The following is a 21,274-nucleotide window of genomic DNA, read 5'->3' as shown; positions in this document are numbered from 1 at the left end:
CCGAAAGCTACAACCGCGATGACACTAGGCGGAAAAGGGCATCAATGCTTTCGGCGCGCGTCGTTTTTTCGTCAATCTCTTGACGACAAAACGCCATAATTTGCGGATAAAATTGAATCGCCTCATCAATTTCTCGAGAAGATCCGTGTTTGTACGCCCCTATTTGAATCAAGTCCTCCGAATCGATATAAGTAGAAAGGAGACGCCGGACCCGATTTGCCGCTTCGCGGTGCTCTGCACTAATGATATGGGGCATGACGCGGCTGACGCTTTTGAGCACATTAATCGCTGGGTATTGCCCTTTATTGGCTAACTGACGTTCGAGCACAAAATGGCCGTCCAAAATGCCGCGTACCGCATCGGCAATCGGTTCATTCATATCATCGCCATCGACAAGCACCGTATAAAAAGCGGTGATCGTGCCTGAAGCGTTTGTCCCCGCCCGCTCAAGCAACTTCGGCAACAAGGCGAATACCGACGGCGTATAACCTTTCGTTGTCGGAGGCTCGCCGACAGCAAGGCCGATCTCCCGCTGCGCCATAGCAACGCGGGTGACCGAGTCCATCATCAACATGACATCCGCCCCTTGGTCGCGGAAATATTCAGCAATTGCTGTCGCAGTGTACGCTCCTTTGACGCGCATGAGCGCCGGCTGATCTGAAGTGGCGACGACGACAACCGAACGAGCCAAACCTTCCGGACCGAGATCACGCTCCAAAAATTCACGCACTTCGCGGCCGCGTTCGCCAATTAAGGCAATGACGTTTACATCAGCCGACGTACGGCGGGCGATCATTCCCATAAGCGTGCTCTTGCCGACACCGGAGCCGGCAAAAATGCCAACGCGCTGACCCTTGCCGACTGCCAGCAAGCTGTCGATAACGCGCACACCGACTTCGAGCGGTTCGGCAATCGTCGGCCGGGCGAGCGGGTTGGGCGGATCACGTTCGACCGATACCGGCTTCAGCCCAAGCGGCAGCGCGCTTCCGTCAAGCGGTCGACCGATCGGGTCAAGAACCGTGCCGATGAGCGCATCGCCGACGTATACTTCAAGCGGCTTGCCGGTCGCTTCAACAAGACAACCAGGGGCAATATGCGCCATAGAGGAAAAGGGCATAAGCAGGACGTGCTGCTCATGAAAGCCGACGACTTCCGCAGGGATTTTTCGACCGCCGCTCGTTTCGTGAATGTAGCAAAGGTCGCCGATCGAGCTTTCCGGTCCTTTCGATTCGGTCATTAATCCGATGACACGCGATACTTTGCCGAACCGTTTATACAAATCAGCAACGACAATTTCATCAAGAAGCGCCTGCCAGTTCAGCGGACATTCCCTCCTTCAGCCGCCTGTAGAGCGCCTCGCGCAGCTGTTCAAGCTGCGTATCTACACTGGCATCGATGCGCCCAAACGGCGTTTCGACGAGGCAACCGTATTCCGGCAGTGCATCGTCGGGGTAAACAAATAATTCGACGTGATGCGGAAAAACGGACTTCAGTAATTCCTGCTGACCTATCACCGCTTCATAACAGTGCGGGTGCACATAAACGATGACCTCCGTTTGCCGGCGCACTTCTTGCAGCACTTGGCGCACGAGCGGCAAAAACGCGTTTCGGTCATTCTCGAGCGTAACTCCGATGATGCGTTCGGCTGCTTTTAACGCCACCTCAAGCATCATATCAGTGGCCGATTCGAGCCGAGCATAAAACTCATCATTTGCCCGTTCTGCTACGCGGCGGGCTTGTTCAATCCACTCGCGGTGCTCGCTTAGCGCCTCGTCGCGCCCGGCGGCATAGCCATCTTCATATCCTTGGGTGCGCGCTTCCTGCATGAGCCGCTCTTTCTCGTGTCGCCATTGCTCTTGTTCTTGGGCCAACTGCTCACGCACTGCCGCATAATATTGCTCCGCTTGACGGCGAAGCTCAGCTACCTCCTCTTTGGCAGCAGCGATCGCCTCCCATTCCTGTTGCCGATCAGCTGCAGATGATGGAGCATCTAGAACATAGCGCTGCACGGCGATCGTTTTTTTGCCAGTACGGGCTGTCACTGCGGGTGCTTTAATGACGTTAGACAATAATATCATCTCCTCCTCCGCGGGCGATGATGATTTCCCCTATCTCCTCGAGACGGCGGATCACCGCGACGATGCGCGACTGCGCTTCTTCAACATCGCGCAGTCGAACCGGCCCCATATATTCCATCTCTTCTTTGAACGTCTCTGCCATTCTTGTTGACATGTTGCGGAAGACGATATCTTTCACTTCATCGCTTGCTACTTTCAGCGCCAGCATGAGATCGTCGTTGTCCACTTCGCGAATGACCCGCTGAATGGCGCGGTTATCAAGCGTTACGATATCTTCAAAGACAAACATCCGCTTTTTAATTTCTTCAGCCAGTTCCGGGTCTTGAATTTCCAAAGCGTCCAATATCGTCCGCTCCGTGCTCCGGTCAACTTGGTTTAACACTTCAACGACCGCCTCAATGCCGCCAGCTTGTGTGTAGTCTTGCACAACAGTCGCCGACAGCCGCCGTTCAAGAATTTGCTCGACTTCGCTAATAATTTCCGGCGACGTGCTATCCATCAGCGCAATGCGCCGAGCGACGTCCGCCTGCATCTCCTGCGGCAAGGCCGATAAAATTTGTCCTGCCTGCTCCGGATCTAAATACGAAAGAATAAGAGCGATCGTTTGTGGATGTTCGTTTTGAATAAAGTTTAACAGCTGCATCGGATCCGCCTTGCGGGCGAAATCAAACGGCCGCACCATGAGCGCTGATGTCAGTCGGTTAATAATATGCATCGCTTTGTCCGGACCAAGCGCCTTTTCAAGCACTTCTTTCGCGTAGGCGATGCCTCCTTGCGCGATGTAGTCTTGCGCCAAAGCAAGCTGGTGAAACTCTTCGAGCACCTCTTCTTTTTGTTCGACCGTCACTTGGCGGACGTTGGAAATTTCGAGCGTCAGCTTTTCGATCTCTTCTTCCGACAAATGTTTATAGACGGAGGCCGACACGTCTGGGCCGAGGGAAATGAGCAGGATGGCCGCTTTTTGTCTGCCCGACAGCCCGCCTTTCCGTTCGCGCTTTGCCATACGTCGTTCCTCCTACTCTTCTGATAGCCACGTTTTCAATAGTTTGGCAAACTCATCCGGCTTTTCTTTCGCCAGCCGTTCAAGCTGACGGCGGCGCATTCTCTCCTCCGTCTCCGGCGGCTCTGGCAATTCCGGCTCTGCCGGAAGCGGCGGAGCGAATACGAATTCTTCGTCCTCTTCTTCGTCTTCGCGGCGACGCAGCCAGAAGAATAACAGCAGAGCGATCAACAATAACGCTCCCGCGCCAGCCGCATACCACCACCATGCCGGCCGAACCGGATCCGGTTCCGTGAATGTCGGCTTACCGTTAAACTTTTGTACCGAGACGACAATGCGGCTGTTAATGTCTTCATCAGTCAATGTTTGTGCTTCACCTTTGTCAATCGATGTTCGGACAATCGTTCCTAATATTTTTTGAATATCATTGACCGCCTCCGGTGTCAGTGAGTTCGGGTCGTCTGGGTCGGGCGGCTCAACCATCACCTGAATGCCTAAGTCACGAATTTTATACGGACTTTCCACAATTTGTTTTTTTATTTTATTGACTTCATTGTTGATGGTTTCTTCGGTCCGCTCGTAATTGCCGTTCGTTGCGCCGCTTGCTCCTTGGTAGCCCGGCGTTTCGTTCGTGCCTGTCCCGGCAGTGCCGCCCGGCGGCGCTCCGCTTCCCGCATACGTTTCTTTAATGCGTTGGACGCTGACGGCGATTCCTTCGTCGTTCTCTTCACCAACAGGAGCGACTAAATTTTCTTCCCGTTTTTCTTGCGTAAAGTCGACATCAGCCGTGACGGAAACGACGACTTTGTCCTGCCCCATCATCGTGCCGAGCATTTGCTGCACTTGACGCTGGATATCGCGTTCGATTTGTTTTTTGATTTGTTGCTGCGAAGCAAATGTCGCCCCTGTCGAATTTCCACTATCATTTTTTAAGTCAAAATACTCAAAAAACTGATTCATAATGACGATATTATCTGTAGAGAGGTTGGGAACACTTTTGGCGACGAGGTGATACAACGCCCGAATTTGCTCGTCGCTAAACTGGTAGCCTGGCTTCGTTCTCAGCACAATCGAAGCCGAGGCTTCCCCTTTTTCATCAGAAACAAATACGCTCGGCTGCGGAAGGTTGATCATCACTTTCGCATCCTCGACGCCGTCGATCGTTTTCATTAAATTGGCGAGTTCAGTTTGCATCGCCTTCAGCTTTACCATATTAAACTCATTATCAGTCATGCCGAAGCTCGCGTTTTGGCCAAAAAACGAATAATCGATGACTCCGCTGTTCGGAATGCCTTCGGCGGCTAGCTCCACTTTCAGCGCATCGACTTGCTCTTTCGGCACTTTGATCGTTGTGCCGCCATCGGCCACTTCTGCCGAAACACCGCGTCCATCAAGCGTCGCTTTAATTTGCCCAGCTTCTTGCGGTGTTAAATTACTGTATAGCGGCACCATTTCCGTCCTCGTGGCGAAAAACACTCCGATGCCGATGGAAAAAAGAACCACCGCTATCCCGCCTATAGCGAGCCATTTCTGTTTTTTCGTCCGCTCTTGCCAAAACGAACGAGCGCGGCCCCACCACTCTTTCCATTTGCTGTTCATACAATTCCCCCGATCATCCAGCCATACAACCATTTGCTGCCATCGCCCGGCAATGACGACAGCCTCTATATGTAATGTATTGCAGCTTATGAATGCTACAACGGCATGCGCATCATTTCTTGATACGCCTCAATCGCCTTGTTGCGGATCTCAATCGTCAGCTGCAGCGCAACGCTCGCCTTTTGCGCGGCGATCATCACATCATGCAATTGGACGTTCTCCCCGCGGACGAGTTTTTCCGTTAGCGCGTCCGCTTGAATTTGTTTGTCGTTTACGTTGTTGAGCGCCTCTTTTAAAAAGGCGGCAAACTGTTTTTGCACCTCGGCTGGCTTTACCGGGTTCGGGACGGTGGACACCGGTGTCAGCCCAACACGACTTACTCCGTCAAGCATGATGCATCCTCCTTACGTACTATTTTCCTATTTCGAGCGCCTTCATCAACATCCCTTTTGAGGCGTTCAACGCAGTGACGTTCGCCTCATAGGAACGCGTGGCACCGATCAAGTCAACCATTTCTTTGAGCGGATCAACGTTGGGCAAACGAACATAGCCATCGTCCCCCGCATCCGGATGATCCGGATCGTACAAGAGCTTAAACGGTGCTGGATCGTCGACGATTTCACGCACCCGCACCCCGCTGCCGACCGCATCGGTACGGCCGAGAGCAGCCTGCAAATAACTTGAAAACTGTTCGCCGCGCGGTTCAACAACAACAACTTTGCGGCGATACGGCTCCCACTCCCCATTAACCAAACGCGCTCGCGTCGTATCGACGTTGGCGATGTTGGACGAAATCACGTCCATACGCAACCGTTGAGCAGTCAGGGCCGAGGCTGAGATGTTTAAGCTTTGAAACATAGACACGGACTATTTTCCTCCTTTAATCACTGTTTTTAACGTATTGAATTTCCCGTTTAACTGCTCAATGAGCGCATTGTAATAAATTTGGTTTTCTGCTAATTTTGACATTTCTTGATCAATATCGACACTGTTGCTATTATGATTGTAACTTATATTCGCATTCGCCGTCACGATGATTTTTCCATTTTGTTCGCTTCGAAATGGAAAATGGTTCGGATTCGTCCGTTTGGCCTCAAGCTGAAGCGCCCGATTGAGTTCGGCTTGAAAGCGTACGTCTTTTGCCTTATAGCCCGGCGTATCAACATTGGCGATGTTGTCGGCAATCGCCTGCTGGCGGAGCGACGCATAACGGAGCCCTTGTTCAATCCAGTGGATTGTCGATGAAAACAGCGACAATGGAATCCCCTCTTTTATCCTATTTTTCGACAATTTCTGCTAGATTTCATTTTACGGGAAGAAAAACCTAATGTATAGACGGAACTTAGTACTATTTTTATACCAACGATAAGACCATAGAATCAGTGTTGTGTGCAAACACCGCCAGAAACAGAAAACACCCGCTAAGCAAAGATGCCTAGCGGGCGCCAAAGGCTTATTAGATTAGTTTGATTTCAGTTTTTCAAGTTCAGTTAAAAACTTGTCGTTCAACACTTTAATGTACGTCCCTTTCATGCCAAGCGAACGCGATTCAATGACTCCAGCGCTTTCAAGTTTGCGCAGGGCATTGACGATCACCGATCGGGTGATGCCAACACGGTCAGCGATTTTGCTGGCGACAAGCAACCCTTCCGTTCCATCAAGCTCTTCAAAAATATGTTCGATCGCCTCGAGTTCGCTGTAGGAAAGCGAGCTGATCGCCATTTGCACGACCGCCTTGCTGCGTGCTTCCTCTTCGATTTCCTCTGCTTTTTCACGCAAAATCTCCATGCCGACAACCGTCGCTCCGTATTCGGCCAAAATCAGGTCGTCGTTATCAAACTCGCGGTCAAGGCGCGACAAAATGAGCGTGCCGAGCCGTTCGCCCCCACCGTTGATCGGGACGATCGTCGTCAAGCCTGTTTTAAATAAGTCACGATTTTCCACTGGAAATGCCGTATATTCGCTATTAATATCGATGTTAGGAGACGTTTCTGTAATGTTGAACAAGTTTCGCGTATATTCTTCCGGAAACTGCCGCTCCTCAAGCATCCGTTTCATTCGCTCGTTTTCAATCGATTGTTTAATGGCAAATCCGAGCAGTTTGCCGCGACGGCTAACAACGAACACGTTCGCTTCGATGACGTCGCAAAGCGTTTCCGCCATTTCTTTGAAATTGACCGGCCGCCCGGCTGCTTTTTGCAGCATGGCGTTAATTTTTCGCGTTTTCTCTAGCAAATTCATCTTTTCCATCTCCTCCTCATAAAATGAACTCACTTAAATCTTTGTTTTTGACAATGTTGCCGAGTTTTTGTTCGACGTATTGCGGTGTGATGACGACTCGGTTAAGCCCGATATCCGGCGCCTCAAACAGCAAATCTTCGAGCAGCTTCTCTAAAATCGTATGGAGCCGGCGCGCGCCGATATTGTCGGTCGTCTGGTTCACTTCAAACGCCACTTCAGCGATCTTACGAATAGCATCGTCAGAAAATTCGAGATTTATACCTTCCGTCGCCAAAAGTGCCTGATATTGTTTAATGAGCGCGTTATTCGGCTCGACTAATATACTTACGAAATCGTCAACCGAAAGTTTCGCCAGTTCGACACGGATCGGAAAACGACCTTGCAGCTCAGGGATCAAATCCGATGGCTTCGCCATATGGAACGCGCCGGCAGCGATAAATAAAATATGGTCTGTTTTGACCGGCCCGTATTTCGTCATGACGGTTGAACCTTCGACGATCGGCAAAATATCGCGCTGCACCCCTTCGCGAGAGACGTCGGCCGAACCGGACACCTCTTTGCCGCGGGCGATTTTATCAATTTCGTCAATAAAAATGATGCCGGACTGCTCAGCAAGGCGGATTGCCTCTTGCGTCACTTCATCCATATCAATCAGTTTTTGCGCTTCTTCATTGATGAGCACCTTGCGCGCTTCGCTCACCTTCAGGCGCCGCTTTTTACGCCGTTTCGGCATGAGGCTGCCTAACGCATCTTGCATGTTGACACCCATCTGCTCAATGCCCGCCCCTTGCAAAAAGTCAAATAGCATGGGCGGCTGCTCCTCGATTTCAATCGTCACCATCTCATCTTCGAGTTGGCCGTTGGCTAGCTGCCAAGCGACTTGGCGCCGCTTTTTCTCCACCTGTTCATCGTCGTGGCTATGGCCGTTGTCCGGTTGGCTAGCTTGACCGCCAAATAGGAGCTCGAGCGGATTTTTGATCGTTTGCTTTTGCTTACCGGGAACGAGCAATTCGACAAGCCGCTTATTCGCTTGCTGCTCAGCCCGGTCTTTCACCTCGCTCATTTTTCGTTCTTTCACGAGCCTAACCGATGTCTCCACTAAATCGCGCACCATCGATTCGACGTCTCGCCCAACGTAGCCGACTTCGGTAAATTTCGTCGCCTCAACTTTGATAAACGGCGCGCCGACAAGTTTAGCTAGCCGACGGGCGATCTCCGTCTTCCCGACCCCGGTCGGACCAATCATTAAGATGTTTTTCGGCATCACTTCATCACGCAATTTTTCATCGAGCAAACTGCGGCGATACCGGTTGCGGAGCGCAATCGCCACCGCCTTTTTCGCCTCTTTTTGCCCGATAATAAACTGATCGAGCCTCTCGACAATTTGCCGTGGAGTCAGTGTTTCCGCCATCTTCGGCCTCCTCCTTTTTTACAACTCTTCGACAATAATATGGCCGTTCGTATAGACACAAATGTCAGCGGCAATCTCCAACGCGGCTTTCGCAATCTCTTTGGCGGTCATCGAGGCGCCGGCATACTGCTTTAAGGCGCGTCCAGCGGCGAGCGCATAATGGCCGCCTGAACCGATGGCGAGCATGCCGTCATCCGGCTCAATGACTTCACCAGTACCGGAAACCAGCAATAAATGCTGCCCGTCCATGACAATCAACATCGCCTCGAGGCGGCGCAACACTTTGTTGCTCCGCCACTCTTTCGCTAGCTCGACGGCCGCACGCGGCAAATTGCCGTTGAATTGTTCGAGCTTGCCTTCAAACATCTCAAACAGCGTAAACGCATCGGCGACCGAGCCGGCAAAACCGGCGAGCACTTTGCCATGAAACAGGCGTCGCACTTTCTTCGCGGTATGTTTCATGACGACTGCGTTACCGAATGTCACTTGGCCATCGCCTGCCATCGCTGCCGCCCCATTATGACGGATGGCGAAAATCGTCGTCGCATGAAAACCGTCCATGGTTCTTCCCTCCTTGCCCGCAGGCTATGCACGCGGATGCGCCTGCAAATAAATACGCCGCAGCCGATCTTTCGTCACATGGGTATACACTTGCGTTGATGATAAGTGCGCATGGCCTAGCAGCTCTTGCACGGAGCGGAGATCGGCTCCTTCGTTGAGCAAATGGGTCGCAAACGTATGGCGCAGCACATGCGGGCTGATGTTTTGCGTCAGCGCCGCCGTTTCGACGATGCGATCCAAAATGTAGCGCACTCCCCGAGGCGTAAGCGGATTGCCACGGGCATTGACAAACAAATAGCGGTGGTCTGCCGGCAGCTTTCCTACGAGCTCGCGGCGTCCGCCACCGATGTACCGTTCAAGCGCCTCCCTAGCCGGACGGCCAAACGGAACATAACGCTGCTTATTTCCTTTTCCATGAATGAGCACGGTAGATGCAGCGAAATCAAGATCGGACAGCCGAATGTGACAGCATTCACTAACCCGTGCACCAGTCGCGTACAGCAGCTCAAGAAGTGCTGCGTTGCGCTGGCCGACGGCTGTATTTCCATCATTGACACGAAACAGCGCTTCTAATTCCTCACGATATAAAAAGTTGGGAATTTTTTGCTCTTTTTTCGGCAACGCGGCAAGTGCAAACGGATTTTCGGCCGCCCATCCTTCACGCAGCAAAAACTTATAAAAGCTTCGCAAACTGGAAATTTTACGGGCGACCGAACGGCTGGCCAGCTGCTGTCCGTATAGTTTCGTCAAATATAAGCGAACGTCGCTGTAGGCTACTTCATTGAGCTCATCGATCCCTTCTTCGTTCATGAACTGGAGAAACTGCTCAATGTCGCGCCGGTAGCACACAATAGTATATTGTGAATAATTTTTCTCGATTTGTAAATATTCCAGGAACAATTGTAACGCAAGTTTCGCATTTTTCATCGCCTCACCTCGCAACGGCTCCTTCATCGTACCATATGACTCTGCATCGCGCAACTATTTTTTATAAAATTCTGAATTGTATCCGATGCGTGGTCAAGCTTCTGGTTGTTCCTCATAGTCGCACGCCGTGCATTGGACTTGCACACCCTTTTTCAGCTTTTTCTCGACAAGCAGCCCTCCGCACTTTGGACACGGGCGCGCAAGCGGTTTATCCCACGAAACAAAGTCGCATTCCGGGAAGCGATCGCAGCCGTAAAACACCCGTTTTCGCTTGCTGTTGCGCTCGACAATATTCCCTTCATGGCATTTCGGGCATTTGACGCCGATTTCTTTCACAATCGGTTTCGTATGGCGGCATTCCGGAAAGTTCGAGCAAGCGATAAATTTACCAAAGCGACCCATTTTGTACACCATCGGACTGCCGCACACGTCGCAGTCAATGCCGGCTGGCTCATCTTTAATTTCCACTTCGCGCATTTCTTTTTCGGCCACTTTTAGCCGCTTCTCAAACTCGCGGTAAAATTCATCCACAACCTTGATCCACTCTACTTTTCCTTCTTCAATTTCATCAAGCTCTTTTTCCATTTTAGCCGTAAACTCGACATCAATAATTTCTGGAAAAAATTCTAAAATAAGCTCGACGACGATTTCACCAAGCTCTGTCGGGACGAACCGCTTGTTTTCAAGAACAACGTAGTTGCGTTTCTGAATCGTATCAAGCGTCGGCGCGTAGGTGGACGGACGGCCGATGCCGAGCTCTTCTAACGTTTTAACAAGGCGCGCTTCTGTATAGCGCGGCGGCGGCTGGGTGAAATGCTGCTTCGGCTCGATCATTTCACTTTCGACCGCCTCTCCTTCCTCAAGATCAGGAAGCAGACGATCTTGTTCTTCCGTTTGGTCGTCCGTCCCCTCGATGTATACTTTCATAAACCCTGGGAACTTTACCTTCGAACCGCTGGCGCGGAACAGCACCCCATTATTTTCAAGTTCAACACTCATCGTGTCCAGTACAGCCGCCGCCATTTGGCTGGCGATAAACCGTTCCCAAATGAGTTTATACAACCGGAACTGGTCGCGCGTCAAATATGGCTTCACTTTATCCGGATCGCGAAATGCCGAGGTCGGGCGAATGGCTTCGTGAGCATCTTGGGCGTTCGTGCTTTTCTTTTCCTTCCGCTTTTCTTGATGGACGTACTGGGCGCCGAACGTCGCTTCGATATACGCCGCTGCTTCCTGTTGCGCTGTTTCGGCAATGCGCGTCGAGTCGGTACGCATATACGTTATCAACCCGACTGTCCCTTCTCCGCCGAGATCAATCCCTTCGTACAGCTGCTGGGCGACCATCATCGTCTTTTTTGTGCGGAAATTCAACTTGCGCGCTGCTTCCTGCTGAAGCGATGACGTTGTAAACGGTGGCACCGGGCTGCGCCGGCGCTCGCGCTTTGTCACCGTTTTCACCGTAAACGCTCGCCCGTTTAAACGGGCGAGCACTTCTTTTACGTCCGCTTCCGTTTTTAATTCCAGCTTTTCCCCGTCAACGCCGTAAAACGAGGCGGCAAACGCCTCTTTCCCTTTTTGAAATTTCGCTTGAATCGTCCAATATTCTTCCGGTTGAAATTGGCGGATTTCTTTTTCCCGATCGATAATGAGACGCAGCGCGACTGATTGGACGCGGCCGGCACTCAGCCCTTTTTTCACTTTTTTCCACAAGAGGGGGCTGATGTTATAGCCGACGAGACGGTCAAGCACGCGCCGCGCTTGCTGGGCATCGACGAGATTCATATTGATTGAGCGCGGTTGCTGGAATGATTGTTTAATGGCGTCTTTTGTAATCTCATGAAAGACGACGCGGCAATCAGAGTGAATATCGAGATCGAGCATGTTGGCCAAATGCCAGGCGATTGCTTCCCCTTCACGGTCCGGGTCGGCAGCGAGAAACACTTTTTTCGCCTTTTTGGCTGCCGTTTTCAACTCTTTAATCACTTGGCCTTTGCCGCGGATCGTAATATATTTCGGCGTATAGCCGTCATTTATGTCAACGCCCATTTGGCTTTTTGGCAAATCGCGAACGTGGCCCATCGAAGCTTTGACCGTATATTTTTTCCCTAAGTATCGTTCGATCGTCTTCGCTTTCGTTGGCGATTCGACGATAACCAAGTAGTCTGACATCCATCTTCCACCCCTAGGAAGTAAATTGAAATCTTCATTATTATTAATGATTATTGCCGTATTTGTCAAACATGATCATTATACGTACGGGAATTCAGCGATAATGTCCGCTGCCTCCTGCACTAGTTTTGCTCCGTGTTGAATGAGCGTATTCGGTCCGGCAGCCTCCGCCAAGTTGATCGAGCCAGGGACGGCAAACACTTCCCGTCCTTGTTCAAGCGCATACGACGCTGTAATGAGCGAACCGCTTTTCACTTTTGCCTGCACAACGAGCGTGCCAAGCGACAGCCCGCTAATGATGCGGTTGCGCGCCGGAAACTGCCACGCTTGTGGTTTCGTTGCCGGCGGATGTTCGGCGACGACGAGCTGCTCGTTCATAAGCTGCTGGGCGAAGGAGCGGTGTTCTTTCGGATAAATGTGGTCAAGCCCGCCAGCAATGACTGCGATCGTCGTTCCGCCATAACTAACGGCGAGTTGGTGGGCGCAAACGTCAATACCAAAGGCAAGCCCGCTCACAATCGTCCAACCGGCAGCCACAAGCGGCGGCACAAGTTTTTTGAGCGCTTCGATTCCTTCTTTTGTCGGACGTCTCGTGCCGACGATGCTAATCAACTTTGTTTCTTGAAGTAAGGCAATATTTCCTTTCACATACAGCACCCACGGCGGATCGTATATATGCTTAAGCAGCGGGGGATAGTCTAGATCGAACATGGTGATGATGCGAATGCCCCGCTCCTTATATGTTTTTACCACATTTTTCACGTCGATAGAATGCAAATCATGAAAAAAAGCAGCCCATTGAGCGTCGGAGAGTGGAACGAGCGAACGGAGAACAGCGGGAGGTAAAGAAAATGGAGCGGACAATGTCGGGTCAACCTCAAGCAAATCGTGGATCGTCTTCCATCCTGCTCCGCGGCAGTGGTGAAGATGGATGAGCCGGTCACGGACCGTATCGTACATCGTATTCTCCTTTCTCGCAACATGATAAACAGCACCCCGCACGTGATGATCGTGCGGGGTAGAACCATTAATGCGTTTTGCATTTTTCGTACAATCCGCGCTCTTTCAGGACGGAAATGAGCGTTTCCCCAATGACGGCCGGTGTTTCCGCCACTTTGATGCCGCATTCGTTCATTTTTTTAATTTTTTCCGCAGCCGTACCTTTGCCGCCGGAAATGATGGCGCCGGCATGTCCCATCCGTTTGCCCGGAGGAGCTGTTTGTCCGCCGATAAAGCCGACGACCGGCTTCGTCATGTTTGCTTTCACCCATTCCGCCGCTTCTTCTTCAGCCGTACCGCCGATTTCACCGATCATAATGACCGCATACGTCTCATCGTCTTCATTGAACGCCTTCAACACGTCGATAAAGTTGGTGCCGTTGACCGGGTCGCCGCCGATGCCGACCGCTGTCGATTGGCCGATGCCGGCTTGTGTCAATTGGTGAACCGCCTCATACGTCAGCGTTCCAGAGCGCGAGACGATGCCGACATGCCCTTTTTTATGGATATAGCCCGGCATAATGCCGATTTTGCACTCTTCCGGCGTAATGACACCCGGGCAGTTTGGCCCGATAAGGCGTGTCTTTTTGCCTTCCATGTACCGTTTCACTTTTACCATATCGAGCACCGGAATGCCTTCAGTAATGCAGACGACAAGATCGAGTTCGGCGTCGACTGCCTCCATGATGGCATCCGCAGCGAACGCCGGCGGAACGTAAATAACCGAAGCATTCGCTCCTGTTTTTTCCACCGCTTCCGAAACAGTGTCAAACACCGGCACGCCTTCGACTTCTGTGCCACCTTTGCCCGGCGTGACACCACCGACAATGTTCGTTCCGTATTCAATCATCTGTTTTGTATGGAACAGCCCTTGCGAACCGGTAATTCCTTGTACAATCACTTTCGTGTCTTTATTGACAAAAACGCTCACATGTCTCCCTCGCTTTCTTAACGTACTAGCTCGACGATTTTTTGCGCACCATCTGCCATCGATTCAGCTGCCGTAATGTTCAAGCCCGACTCTTGCAAAATCTTTTTCCCGAGTTCGACGTTCGTTCCTTCAAGCCGGACGACGAGCGGAAGTGTCAAGCCGACTTGCTTCGTCGCTGCGACAATGCCGCTGGCGATGACATCACATTTCATAATGCCGCCGAAAATATTGACGAAAATGCCTTTAACATTCGGGTCAGACAAAATGATTTTGAATGCTTCCGTCACTTTTTCCTCGCTAGCGCCGCCGCCAACATCGAGGAAGTTAGCCGGCTCGCCGCCGTAATATTTGATGATGTCCATCGTCGCCATGGCCAAGCCAGCACCGTTGACCATGCAGCCGATGTTACCATCAAGGGCGATGTAGTTCAAATCATATTTCGACGCTTCGACTTCTTTTGGATCTTCCTCATCCAAATCACGGTATTCCATAATATCCGGATGGCGATACAAGGCGTTTGAATCGAAGTTCAATTTCGCATCGAGCGCCATCACTTTGCCGTCGCCGGTAACGACAAGCGGATTGATTTCAGCGATCGAGCAGTCTTTATCGACAAACACTTGATACAAGCCCATCATAAATTTTACGGCTTGGTTGACAAGTTTTTTCGGGATGTTGATGTTGAACGCCAGGCGGCGTGCTTGGAACGCTTGCAATCCGACCGCCGGATCAACGTATTCTTTAAAAATTTTCTCCGGTGTCTTCGCCGCTACTTCTTCGATTTCCGTGCCGCCTTCTTCCGAGCCCATTAAGACGACGCGCGAGGTGGCGCGGTCGACGACAAGGCCGATGTAATATTCTTTTTGGATGTCGCATCCTTCTTCAATAAGAAGCCGTTTGACTTCTTTTCCTTCCGGACCGGTTTGATGGGTGACGAGCACTTTGCCAAGCAATTCGCTGGCGTATGTACGGACTTCCTCTAAGCTTTTGGCCACTTTCACCCCGCCTGCTTTGCCGCGTCCGCCGGCATGAATTTGAGCCTTAACGACGCACACCGACGTGCCGAGTGCTTTCGCCGCTTCAACTGCTTCATCGACCGTGAACGCAACACGACCGTTCGGCACACTTACGCCATAGCTTCGCAAAATTTCTTTTGCTTGGTATTCATGAATGTTCATGCGCCAACCTCCTATGTATAAACTAAAAAAAGTCTTAGCGCTTTCATTTTATACCTAACGTTTCCTGGTTGTCCACCGTTTCGCCGCAAAATTAAGAAATTGAGGAATAGGAAAATTATCCCTTCCCCAATCTCTCCTCTTTCATCGCCCGATCAAGCTGATAAAGAAAGGCAAACAACTCAGCTACAAGTGCGTACAGTCCCTCCGGAATCGCCTCATTGATCTCTACTTCACTTAACAGCTCAACAAGCGATGGGTCCTTTCGCACCGGCACGCCGTACTGCTCAGCTACAGCGATGATTGCCTCGGCGACCTCTCCGCTTCCTTTCGCTTTAACAACCGGCGCCTCATCGACCGCCGCCTCGTACGACAAGGCGACTGCTTTTTTCCGCTCTTCGTTCATATACGCCAATCCACCTCTCTATACTGGCCGGAAAACGGAAAACTAGATGGTGGCGGCGGCGCAGTGTCCGTTGTTTTCACATCAATGCCTGAGAGTGTATAGCCGTGCGCCTGCAATCGTTCTTTCACGAGCGGGGCAAAACGGGCTGTGAGCGCTGGCAGCTGCGGATCATCATGAAATATAGAGATGTGAACAATCCGCCGCTGAATGCGCATATCGACAACGATCTCGTTTAACGTCTCGAGCGTTAAGCAACAAACAATGCGACTATAATCTTCATCAAGTCGACCGCTAGGTTTCCGTTTCCCTTGCCAGCACACGGCAAAATCGCTCAAACGGGAGCCAAGCGACAGCGGAAACGCGATCCATACGTGTTCGGGCGTTCCATCGCCGCCAGCAGCGATGGTCATCCCATCGATCTGGTCAAGGAGCGCTTCAGCCGCCTGTTTCGCTTCCCTGTCCCCCGGCTCGCGAAGAAAGTAAAGAAGCAACCTTTTCAACGATGAGGGACCTGCTGGCAAAGCTCCGGTTTTCACCGCACGAGCGAGCGCTGCCTCATCTCCAAGTCCGAGACGCTTGGCCATCCGCCGCAGCCAATGAAATAACGACAGCGCAGGATCACCGGTGGCTCTAGCAGCCGCCCACAGCTTTGCTTCCGCTTCAGAAAGTTCCTCGTTTTTGTAAGCAGCATCTACAGCGGCAAACCGTGCGAAAAGCGCTTCCTCATCGGCTAAACCAAGCTGCCTGCCCGCCTCCGCAAACTGTCGCTGCCGCACCGCCTCTTGAAGCGCTAAACGCCGTTTCTCCGGCAACGGGGTTAATCCAAGACGAGCGAGGAGTGAGCGCGCCGGTTCCGCTTCTTGTCCTTCGGCCGAAAGGAGCACATGCACAACCGTCTCGTAAACGAACAGCGGCGGCGAAAGAAGCCGATCGACCGCTCGACCAAGATCGAGCGCAGCTGGATGGGTGGAAAGTGCAGCTAGCGCCGCTTTCAGTCTACCTAACCCGAAAGCAAGCGGAGCACCGGTTTTTGCCGCCCATAACGCCCGAAACACAGCCGAAGACGGCGGCAGCCGGCGGCGGAACAAGTAAGCGATCACATCTTCAGCATCGGCCGAACGCCCTGTTTCTCTCACTGCCTCAGCCAGCTCTACGATTTCCCTCTTCGTTACGACCGCCCCTGCTTTTAACGCTTGGCGGAGCACCGGCAAAGCGGCAGCTGGCAGCTTCCACGTCTGTTGCCATTGACGCGCGGCCTCCTCATCAGATAAAATAAACGTCCGCTCGGGAAAGGGGGTGGCTTTCCAATAGAGCGTTCCCCCTTGTTGTTTGATTTCAAACAAGTACGTGCGTCCGAGGATAAGCGATGCCTCAAGCCGAGCGCTCACAAGCTGGCTGCCGACACGAACAAGCGCCACCCGTTCTCCACCTTTCGTTTCCTCCACCCGCTCAACCCGGCCAACGACCGCCTGTCCGGGCCGAAACCGCTGATTTGACGTTGCATCACGGACAGCTGTCACCGGAAAAGTTCGTTCCATCCGCTCTACCATTCGCTTCCCATCCTTTCATTCCGGCCTAGCTTAGAGAGCGCATCCCCCTTCGATCTGCATTGCTACAACGCACCTTGTTGGCTATGATTGAACGCCGAGCGCTTCCCTTACCGGCGCGAACGAACGACGATGTTCATCCGTCACGCCATAGCGGCGAATCGCTGCAAGATGCTCCGGCGTCCCGTAGCCCATATGACGGGCAAATCCATATTGCGGATAGCGGCGATCAAGCTCATGCATCCATCGGTCACGTGTCACTTTGGCAATGATTGACGCAGCAGCGATCGAGGCGCTGTTAGCATCGCCTTTTATGAGACGTTGCTGCGGCAGTGCACACGGCACGGTCATCGCATCGACAAGCAAATGCTCTGGCGACGGCGAGAGCGCGGCAACCGCTTTGGCCATTGCCTGCTTCGTCGCTTCATAAATGTTCCATTCATCGATTTCGGCCGCGCTTACAATGCCGACACCGATCGCGACGGCGCACTCCTCAATTTGCGCAAATAGCGCCTCGCGCTTGGCTGGCGTCAGCCGTTTCGAGTCGTCAAGCCCGGGCAAATAGGCGTCTTTCGGCAAAATGACCGCCGCAGCGACGACCGGGCCGGCCAGCGGTCCGCGCCCGGCTTCGTCAATGCCGGCAATTCGCTCGATGCCAGCGGCATATAGTTCACGCTCATAGCGCATCAGCTCTTCCCACCGCTGCCGTGCCGCTTTCTCCCGCTCCTTTTGCTTAACAAAGCGGGCAAGAAGCGCCTGCACGCTTTTCCGCTCATCGTGCCGCAGCATCTCCCAGCGTGGGTCGCTTTCTCCTTCGAGCTCTGGTAGCAGCGCTTCAATTTCTTTGACCGTATACTGTTTCATAACCCTCTCCCTTTTCTACTTATACTATCGGACGCATTCCGCGCGTTGTGAAGCGAAACATTCATTCAAAGGAAAAACGCCCGCCAGACGCATTACGTCCATAAAGCGGGCGTTTCAAAGCTGAGCCGTCCTAATTTTTCTGTGCGAATGTCATACAAGACGATGTCAGCCACTTTATCGTAATCGATGCCGCCGCCCCCTGTCAGGCAGCCGCGCCGTCGGCCGATGGCATCAAACAAAGCAACAATGTCATCAGGAATGCGGTCAAGGCCATAGCGCTCCGTAATCCGCTCGGGATAATGGCTGGATAAAAAGCGAAGCGCGTACACCGCAACGTCCTGCAAATTTAAAATTTCGTCCTTAATCGCGCCCGTGACTGCCAGCCTGTAACCGACATCCTCATCTTCAAACTTCGGCCATAAAATGCCGGGCGTATCGAGCAGCTCCATCTCTTTTCCGACTTTAATCCATTGCTGCGCTTTTGTCACCCCCGGCTTATCGCCGGTTTTGGCGATATGGCGGCCGGCAAGCCGATTGATAAGCGTTGATTTGCCGACGTTCGGAATGCCGACAATAAGCGCCCGCACCGGACGCGGATTTTTAATTCCTTTCGCCCTCATTTTGTCGAACTTGTCTTTCACCATCTCTTTCGCCGCAGCGACGATTTGTTTTACTCCGGTTCCGCTTTGCGCATCGATGGCTATGGCTGTTCTTCCTTGGTCACGGAAATAGCGGATCCATTGTTCCGTTACTGCCTCATCGGCCATATCGGCTTTATTGAGTAAAATGAGGCGCGTTTTTTGGCCGAGAATATCGTCAATCATCGGGTTGCGTGACGACATCGGCACGCGGGCGTCAAGCAGTTCGAACGCCACATCAATCAGTTTTAGTTTTTCTTGTACTTCCCGCTTCGCTTTCGCCATATGGCCGGGAAACCATTGAATCATCGTCATTGGCATCACCTGCCTCGTTTATTTCGCAATCCGGACGCCACCAAGCGGCCAGTAGACAATATTCGCCTTGCCGACAACTTTCTCCATCGGAATGAAACCGATATGACGGCTATCTTTGCTGAAACGGCGATTGTCACCCATGACGAACAAATGTCCTTCCGGCACGGTGCTCTGTCCGGTCAACTCCTCTAACGTAAACGGCTCGGTCAGCGGCCCGTCGGCTACCTGCTTTTTATATTCGTCCAAATACGGCTCGTCATACGGCTTGCCGTTGACATAGAGTGTGTCGTTTTTATATTCGATCCGGTCGCCGGGCAGGCCGATGACCCGCTTAATATAGTCTCTCCCTTCTTCAGCGTGAAAAACAATAATATCGAAGCGGTTTGGCATGCCGATTTTATAGGCCAATTTATTGACGATCATCCGCTCATGGTTATGTAATGTTGGCATCATTGAATAGCCGTCGACAATAATCGGGGCGAAAATAAAATAGCGGATGCCCCCAGCCAACAAGACCGCGACGACAATGGCTTTCAACCACTCACGCCATTCGCTTTTCTTCTGTTCCATCTTTTCTCCCACCCAAATCATAATTTACCCGCTTCGCCGACGGATAGTGAAAAAAGGAGCTTGAAAGCAAGCTCCTTTTTCGCTACGACCCACTGATGTCCATTATTGAGCCGTTTTTTCTTTAATGCGCGCCGCTTTGCCGCGAAGTGCACGCAAGTAGTACAATTTCGCGCGGCGTACTTTCCCGCGACGGACAACTTCCAGCTTGGCGATTTTCGGCGTATGCACTGGGAACGTGCGCTCAACACCGACGCCATAGGACACTTTGCGAACAGTGAACGTTTCGCTGATGCCCGCCCCGCGCCGTTTAATGACGACACCTTCAAACACTTGGATGCGCTCACGGCTACCTTCCACAACTTTTACGTGGACGCGCACCGTGTCACCCGGACGGAAATCCGGTAAATCTGTCCGCAGTTGTTCTTTTGTAATTTCTTGGATTAAATGATGCATCATTTTCCACTCCTTCCACAGATGTTCATGCCAATGCGTCTCATTCATTGCAGCGGAACATCGTTTTCCATCCTTAAGCATACCGCTTAAGCAACACAAAGAATATGATAGCATAAACATCGACTGCAAGCAATAGTTATTCTCGCTCTTGCTCCCACTCTTTCAGCCATTGCTTTTGCTTCTCGGTGAGCGGATAATCGACAAGCAAATCCGGACGTTTTTGCACCGTCCGGCGAAGCGATTCCTTCTCGCGCCATTCGGCGATGAGCTGATGGTTTCCTGACAGCAACACATCCGGCACTTTCATGCCGCGAAAATCAGCCGGCCTTGTATATTGTGGGTACTCAAGCAGTCCAGAACTAAATGAGTCATCAACCGGTGATGCCTCGTTGCCGAGAACGCCAGGAAGGAGGCGAACAACGCTGTCGACAATCACCATGGCGCCGAGCTCTCCACCGGTTAAAATGTAATCACCAATTGAAATTTCGTCGGTCACTAAATATTGGCGAATTCGTTCGTCATAACCCTCATAATGGCCGCAAATAAGCACCAAGTGTTCTTCTTTGGCGAGCTCCTCCGCCTTTTTTTGCGTGTAGCGCTCACCTTGCGGGCAAAGCAAAATGATGCGCGCGCCTGGCGACTCCGCCGTCACATGTTCCACCGCATCAAAAATCGGCTGCGGCTTCAATACCATGCCGGCACCGCCGCCGTATGGATAATCATCGACCGTTTTATGCTTGTTGTCGGCAAATTCGCGGAAGTTAACGAGACGGATGTTCACTGCTCCCTTTTCTTGCGCCTTCTTTAAAATCGACTCATTCAGCACGCCGGGAAACATGTCGGGAAACAGCGTTAAAATATCGATCCGCATCATTCAAGCAGTCCTTCCATCGGCCGGATGATGATTATCTTCCGTTCAGGGTCGACGTGCATGACGACATCGTCAATATACGGAATGAGTGCGTCGGTGCCGTCTTGGCGCCGGACGACCCAAACGTCATTCGCACCCGGCGTTAAAATTTCTTTTACTTTACCGATCGTTTCGCCCGCTTCCGTCACAACCGTACAATCGATAATTTCATGGAAATAATATTCTCCTTCGTTCAGCTCGCCAAGCTGGCTCTCCGGCACCTTCAGCATTGCCCCTTTAAACGGCTCGACGTCATTAATGCTGTCATACCCTTCAAACGATAGCAAATCGAACGACTTATGAACGCGGTGGCTCTTTACGGTCACTTCAACCGGCTCGCTGTCGCGTTCACGGAAAATGTACAGTTTGTTTCCTTTTTTGTACCGCTCTTCCGGAAAATCGGTTCGCGAAATGACGCGCACTTCACCGCGAATACCGTGTGTGTTGACGATCTTGCCAACATTAAACCATCGTTCCATC

At 51.9% G+C, this 21,274-nt stretch carries 23 protein-coding genes; all 23 read right to left on the bottom strand.

Annotation, left to right across the window (positions count from 1 at the left end):
• Nucleotides 1–7: 7 nt before the first annotated feature.
• Complete coding sequence (fliI, locus tag IC804_RS15925; protein WP_233129479.1) at nt 8–1,279, bottom strand: flagellar protein export ATPase FliI; 1,272 nt, start codon at nt 1,277–1,279, stop codon at nt 8–10.
• Between the two features lie 19 nt (nt 1,280–1,298).
• On the bottom strand, nt 1,299–2,078 hold the full coding sequence (fliH, locus tag IC804_RS15920) for a flagellar assembly protein FliH (RefSeq protein ID WP_008878588.1): 780 nt from the start codon (nt 2,076–2,078) through the stop codon (nt 1,299–1,301).
• A complete protein-coding gene (gene fliG, locus IC804_RS15915) occupies nt 2,062–3,081 on the bottom strand; it encodes a flagellar motor switch protein FliG (RefSeq protein ID WP_008878589.1) in 1,020 nt (339 codons plus the stop codon). Before fliG ends, fliH begins: the two co-directional genes overlap by 17 nt.
• A 12-nt stretch (nt 3,082–3,093) precedes the next feature.
• Complete coding sequence (gene fliF, locus IC804_RS15910; RefSeq protein ID WP_008878590.1) at nt 3,094–4,677, bottom strand: flagellar basal-body MS-ring/collar protein FliF; 1,584 nt, start codon at nt 4,675–4,677, stop codon at nt 3,094–3,096.
• A 95-nt stretch (nt 4,678–4,772) separates the two neighbouring features.
• Nucleotides 4,773–5,069, bottom strand: coding sequence for a flagellar hook-basal body complex protein FliE (gene fliE / locus IC804_RS15905; RefSeq protein ID WP_011887134.1), 297 nt, complete (start codon nt 5,067–5,069; stop codon nt 4,773–4,775).
• A gap of 19 nt (nt 5,070–5,088) precedes the next feature.
• A complete protein-coding gene (gene flgC, locus IC804_RS15900; RefSeq protein WP_008878592.1) occupies nt 5,089–5,541 on the bottom strand; it encodes a flagellar basal body rod protein FlgC in 453 nt (150 codons plus the stop codon).
• Nucleotides 5,542–5,544: 3 nt separating this feature from the next.
• A complete protein-coding gene (flgB, locus tag IC804_RS15895) occupies nt 5,545–5,934 on the bottom strand; it encodes a flagellar basal body rod protein FlgB (RefSeq protein WP_008878593.1) in 390 nt (129 codons plus the stop codon).
• A 204-nt stretch (nt 5,935–6,138) separates the two neighbouring features.
• Entirely contained in the window at nt 6,139–6,918 is a 780-nt protein-coding gene (gene codY / locus IC804_RS15890; RefSeq protein ID WP_008878594.1) for a GTP-sensing pleiotropic transcriptional regulator CodY, read from the bottom strand.
• A gap of 16 nt (nt 6,919–6,934) precedes the next feature.
• The gene (hslU, locus tag IC804_RS15885; protein WP_011887132.1) at nt 6,935–8,329 is read right to left on the bottom strand and encodes an ATP-dependent protease ATPase subunit HslU; all 1,395 of its coding nucleotides are present in this window, start codon (nt 8,327–8,329) and stop codon (nt 6,935–6,937) included.
• 18 nt (nt 8,330–8,347) lie between these two features.
• Nucleotides 8,348–8,890 (bottom strand): ATP-dependent protease subunit HslV, encoded by a 543-nt coding sequence (gene hslV, locus IC804_RS15880; RefSeq protein ID WP_008878596.1) that lies wholly within the window; start codon nt 8,888–8,890, stop codon nt 8,348–8,350.
• Nucleotides 8,891–8,914: 24 nt separating this feature from the next.
• Nucleotides 8,915–9,817 carry a tyrosine recombinase XerC gene (gene xerC / locus IC804_RS15875; RefSeq protein WP_008878597.1) on the bottom strand — a complete coding sequence of 301 codons (903 nt, stop codon included), beginning with the start codon at nt 9,815–9,817 and terminating at the stop codon, nt 8,915–8,917.
• Between the two features lie 93 nt (nt 9,818–9,910).
• The gene (gene topA, locus IC804_RS15870; protein WP_011887130.1) at nt 9,911–11,986 is read right to left on the bottom strand and encodes a type I DNA topoisomerase; all 2,076 of its coding nucleotides are present in this window, start codon (nt 11,984–11,986) and stop codon (nt 9,911–9,913) included.
• A gap of 78 nt (nt 11,987–12,064) precedes the next feature.
• Nucleotides 12,065–12,946: a DNA-processing protein DprA gene (gene dprA, locus IC804_RS15865; RefSeq protein WP_011887129.1), complete on the bottom strand. Its 882-nt coding sequence runs from the start codon at nt 12,944–12,946 to the stop codon at nt 12,065–12,067.
• Between the two features lie 67 nt (nt 12,947–13,013).
• Complete coding sequence (gene sucD, locus IC804_RS15860) at nt 13,014–13,916, bottom strand: succinate--CoA ligase subunit alpha (RefSeq protein WP_008878602.1); 903 nt, start codon at nt 13,914–13,916, stop codon at nt 13,014–13,016.
• Between the two features lie 17 nt (nt 13,917–13,933).
• On the bottom strand, nt 13,934–15,094 hold the full coding sequence (gene sucC, locus IC804_RS15855) for an ADP-forming succinate--CoA ligase subunit beta (RefSeq protein WP_008878603.1): 1,161 nt from the start codon (nt 15,092–15,094) through the stop codon (nt 13,934–13,936).
• Between the two features lie 115 nt (nt 15,095–15,209).
• Nucleotides 15,210–15,497, bottom strand: a complete 288-nt coding sequence (locus IC804_RS15850; protein ID WP_029760459.1) for an EscU/YscU/HrcU family type III secretion system export apparatus switch protein — start codon at nt 15,495–15,497, stop codon at nt 15,210–15,212.
• Nucleotides 15,494–17,047 carry a hypothetical protein gene (locus IC804_RS15845; protein WP_060475741.1) on the bottom strand — a complete coding sequence of 518 codons (1,554 nt, stop codon included), beginning with the start codon at nt 17,045–17,047 and terminating at the stop codon, nt 15,494–15,496. The genes IC804_RS15850 and IC804_RS15845 overlap by 4 nt, the downstream gene beginning before the upstream one ends.
• A gap of 81 nt (nt 17,048–17,128) precedes the next feature.
• Complete coding sequence (locus IC804_RS15840) at nt 17,129–17,908, bottom strand: ribonuclease HII (protein ID WP_029760457.1); 780 nt, start codon at nt 17,906–17,908, stop codon at nt 17,129–17,131.
• A 92-nt stretch (nt 17,909–18,000) separates the two neighbouring features.
• Nucleotides 18,001–18,867: a ribosome biogenesis GTPase YlqF gene (gene ylqF / locus IC804_RS15835; protein WP_029760456.1), complete on the bottom strand. Its 867-nt coding sequence runs from the start codon at nt 18,865–18,867 to the stop codon at nt 18,001–18,003.
• A 12-nt stretch (nt 18,868–18,879) separates the two neighbouring features.
• Complete coding sequence (gene lepB, locus IC804_RS15830) at nt 18,880–19,431, bottom strand: signal peptidase I (protein ID WP_008878608.1); 552 nt, start codon at nt 19,429–19,431, stop codon at nt 18,880–18,882.
• A 102-nt stretch (nt 19,432–19,533) separates the two neighbouring features.
• Nucleotides 19,534–19,884 carry a 50S ribosomal protein L19 gene (gene rplS, locus IC804_RS15825; protein ID WP_029760455.1) on the bottom strand — a complete coding sequence of 117 codons (351 nt, stop codon included), beginning with the start codon at nt 19,882–19,884 and terminating at the stop codon, nt 19,534–19,536.
• 136 nt (nt 19,885–20,020) lie between these two features.
• Nucleotides 20,021–20,755, bottom strand: a complete 735-nt coding sequence (trmD, locus tag IC804_RS15820) for a tRNA (guanosine(37)-N1)-methyltransferase TrmD (protein WP_029760454.1) — start codon at nt 20,753–20,755, stop codon at nt 20,021–20,023.
• The gene (gene rimM, locus IC804_RS15815) at nt 20,755–21,273 is read right to left on the bottom strand and encodes a ribosome maturation factor RimM (RefSeq protein WP_081157092.1); all 519 of its coding nucleotides are present in this window, start codon (nt 21,271–21,273) and stop codon (nt 20,755–20,757) included. Before rimM ends, trmD begins: the two co-directional genes overlap by 1 nt.
• Between the last annotated feature and the right edge of the window lies 1 nt (nt 21,274).

It is taken from the genome of Geobacillus sp. 47C-IIb (assembly GCF_014679705.1).
GTDB classification, from domain to species: Bacteria; Bacillota; Bacilli; order Bacillales; family Anoxybacillaceae; genus Geobacillus; species Geobacillus thermodenitrificans.
This window is presented reverse-complemented; position numbering and strand designations above follow the sequence as displayed.

What these genes read in the sequence shown, in the direction of transcription:
- fliH (WP_008878588.1), bottom strand. Translation starts at nt 2,078, where the DNA reads ATGATATTATTGTCTAACGTCATTAAAGCACCCGCAGTGACAGCCCGT.
- fliG (WP_008878589.1), bottom strand. Translation starts at nt 3,081, where the DNA reads ATGGCAAAGCGCGAACGGAAAGGCGGGCTGTCGGGCAGACAAAAAGCG.
- fliF (WP_008878590.1), bottom strand. Translation starts at nt 4,677, where the DNA reads ATGAACAGCAAATGGAAAGAGTGGTGGGGCCGCGCTCGTTCGTTTTGG.
- fliE (WP_011887134.1), bottom strand. Translation starts at nt 5,069, where the DNA reads ATGCTTGACGGAGTAAGTCGTGTTGGGCTGACACCGGTGTCCACCGTC.
- codY (WP_008878594.1), bottom strand. Translation starts at nt 6,918, where the DNA reads ATGAATTTGCTAGAGAAAACGCGAAAAATTAACGCCATGCTGCAAAAA.
- hslU (WP_011887132.1), bottom strand. Translation starts at nt 8,329, where the DNA reads ATGGCGGAAACACTGACTCCACGGCAAATTGTCGAGAGGCTCGATCAG.
- hslV (WP_008878596.1), bottom strand. Translation starts at nt 8,890, where the DNA reads ATGGACGGTTTTCATGCGACGACGATTTTCGCCATCCGTCATAATGGG.
- xerC (WP_008878597.1), bottom strand. Translation starts at nt 9,817, where the DNA reads ATGAAAAATGCGAAACTTGCGTTACAATTGTTCCTGGAATATTTACAA.
- topA (WP_011887130.1), bottom strand. Translation starts at nt 11,986, where the DNA reads ATGTCAGACTACTTGGTTATCGTCGAATCGCCAACGAAAGCGAAGACG.
- dprA (WP_011887129.1), bottom strand. Translation starts at nt 12,946, where the DNA reads ATGTACGATACGGTCCGTGACCGGCTCATCCATCTTCACCACTGCCGC.
- sucC (WP_008878603.1), bottom strand. Translation starts at nt 15,094, where the DNA reads ATGAACATTCATGAATACCAAGCAAAAGAAATTTTGCGAAGCTATGGC.
- IC804_RS15850 (WP_029760459.1), bottom strand. Translation starts at nt 15,497, where the DNA reads ATGAACGAAGAGCGGAAAAAAGCAGTCGCCTTGTCGTACGAGGCGGCG.
- IC804_RS15845 (WP_060475741.1), bottom strand. Translation starts at nt 17,047, where the DNA reads ATGGTAGAGCGGATGGAACGAACTTTTCCGGTGACAGCTGTCCGTGAT.
- IC804_RS15840 (WP_029760457.1), bottom strand. Translation starts at nt 17,908, where the DNA reads ATGAAACAGTATACGGTCAAAGAAATTGAAGCGCTGCTACCAGAGCTC.
- ylqF (WP_029760456.1), bottom strand. Translation starts at nt 18,867, where the DNA reads ATGCCAATGACGATGATTCAATGGTTTCCCGGCCATATGGCGAAAGCG.
- lepB (WP_008878608.1), bottom strand. Translation starts at nt 19,431, where the DNA reads ATGGAACAGAAGAAAAGCGAATGGCGTGAGTGGTTGAAAGCCATTGTC.
- rplS (WP_029760455.1), bottom strand. Translation starts at nt 19,884, where the DNA reads ATGCATCATTTAATCCAAGAAATTACAAAAGAACAACTGCGGACAGAT.
- trmD (WP_029760454.1), bottom strand. Translation starts at nt 20,755, where the DNA reads ATGCGGATCGATATTTTAACGCTGTTTCCCGACATGTTTCCCGGCGTG.
- rimM (WP_081157092.1), bottom strand. Translation starts at nt 21,273, where the DNA reads ATGGAACGATGGTTTAATGTTGGCAAGATCGTCAACACACACGGTATT.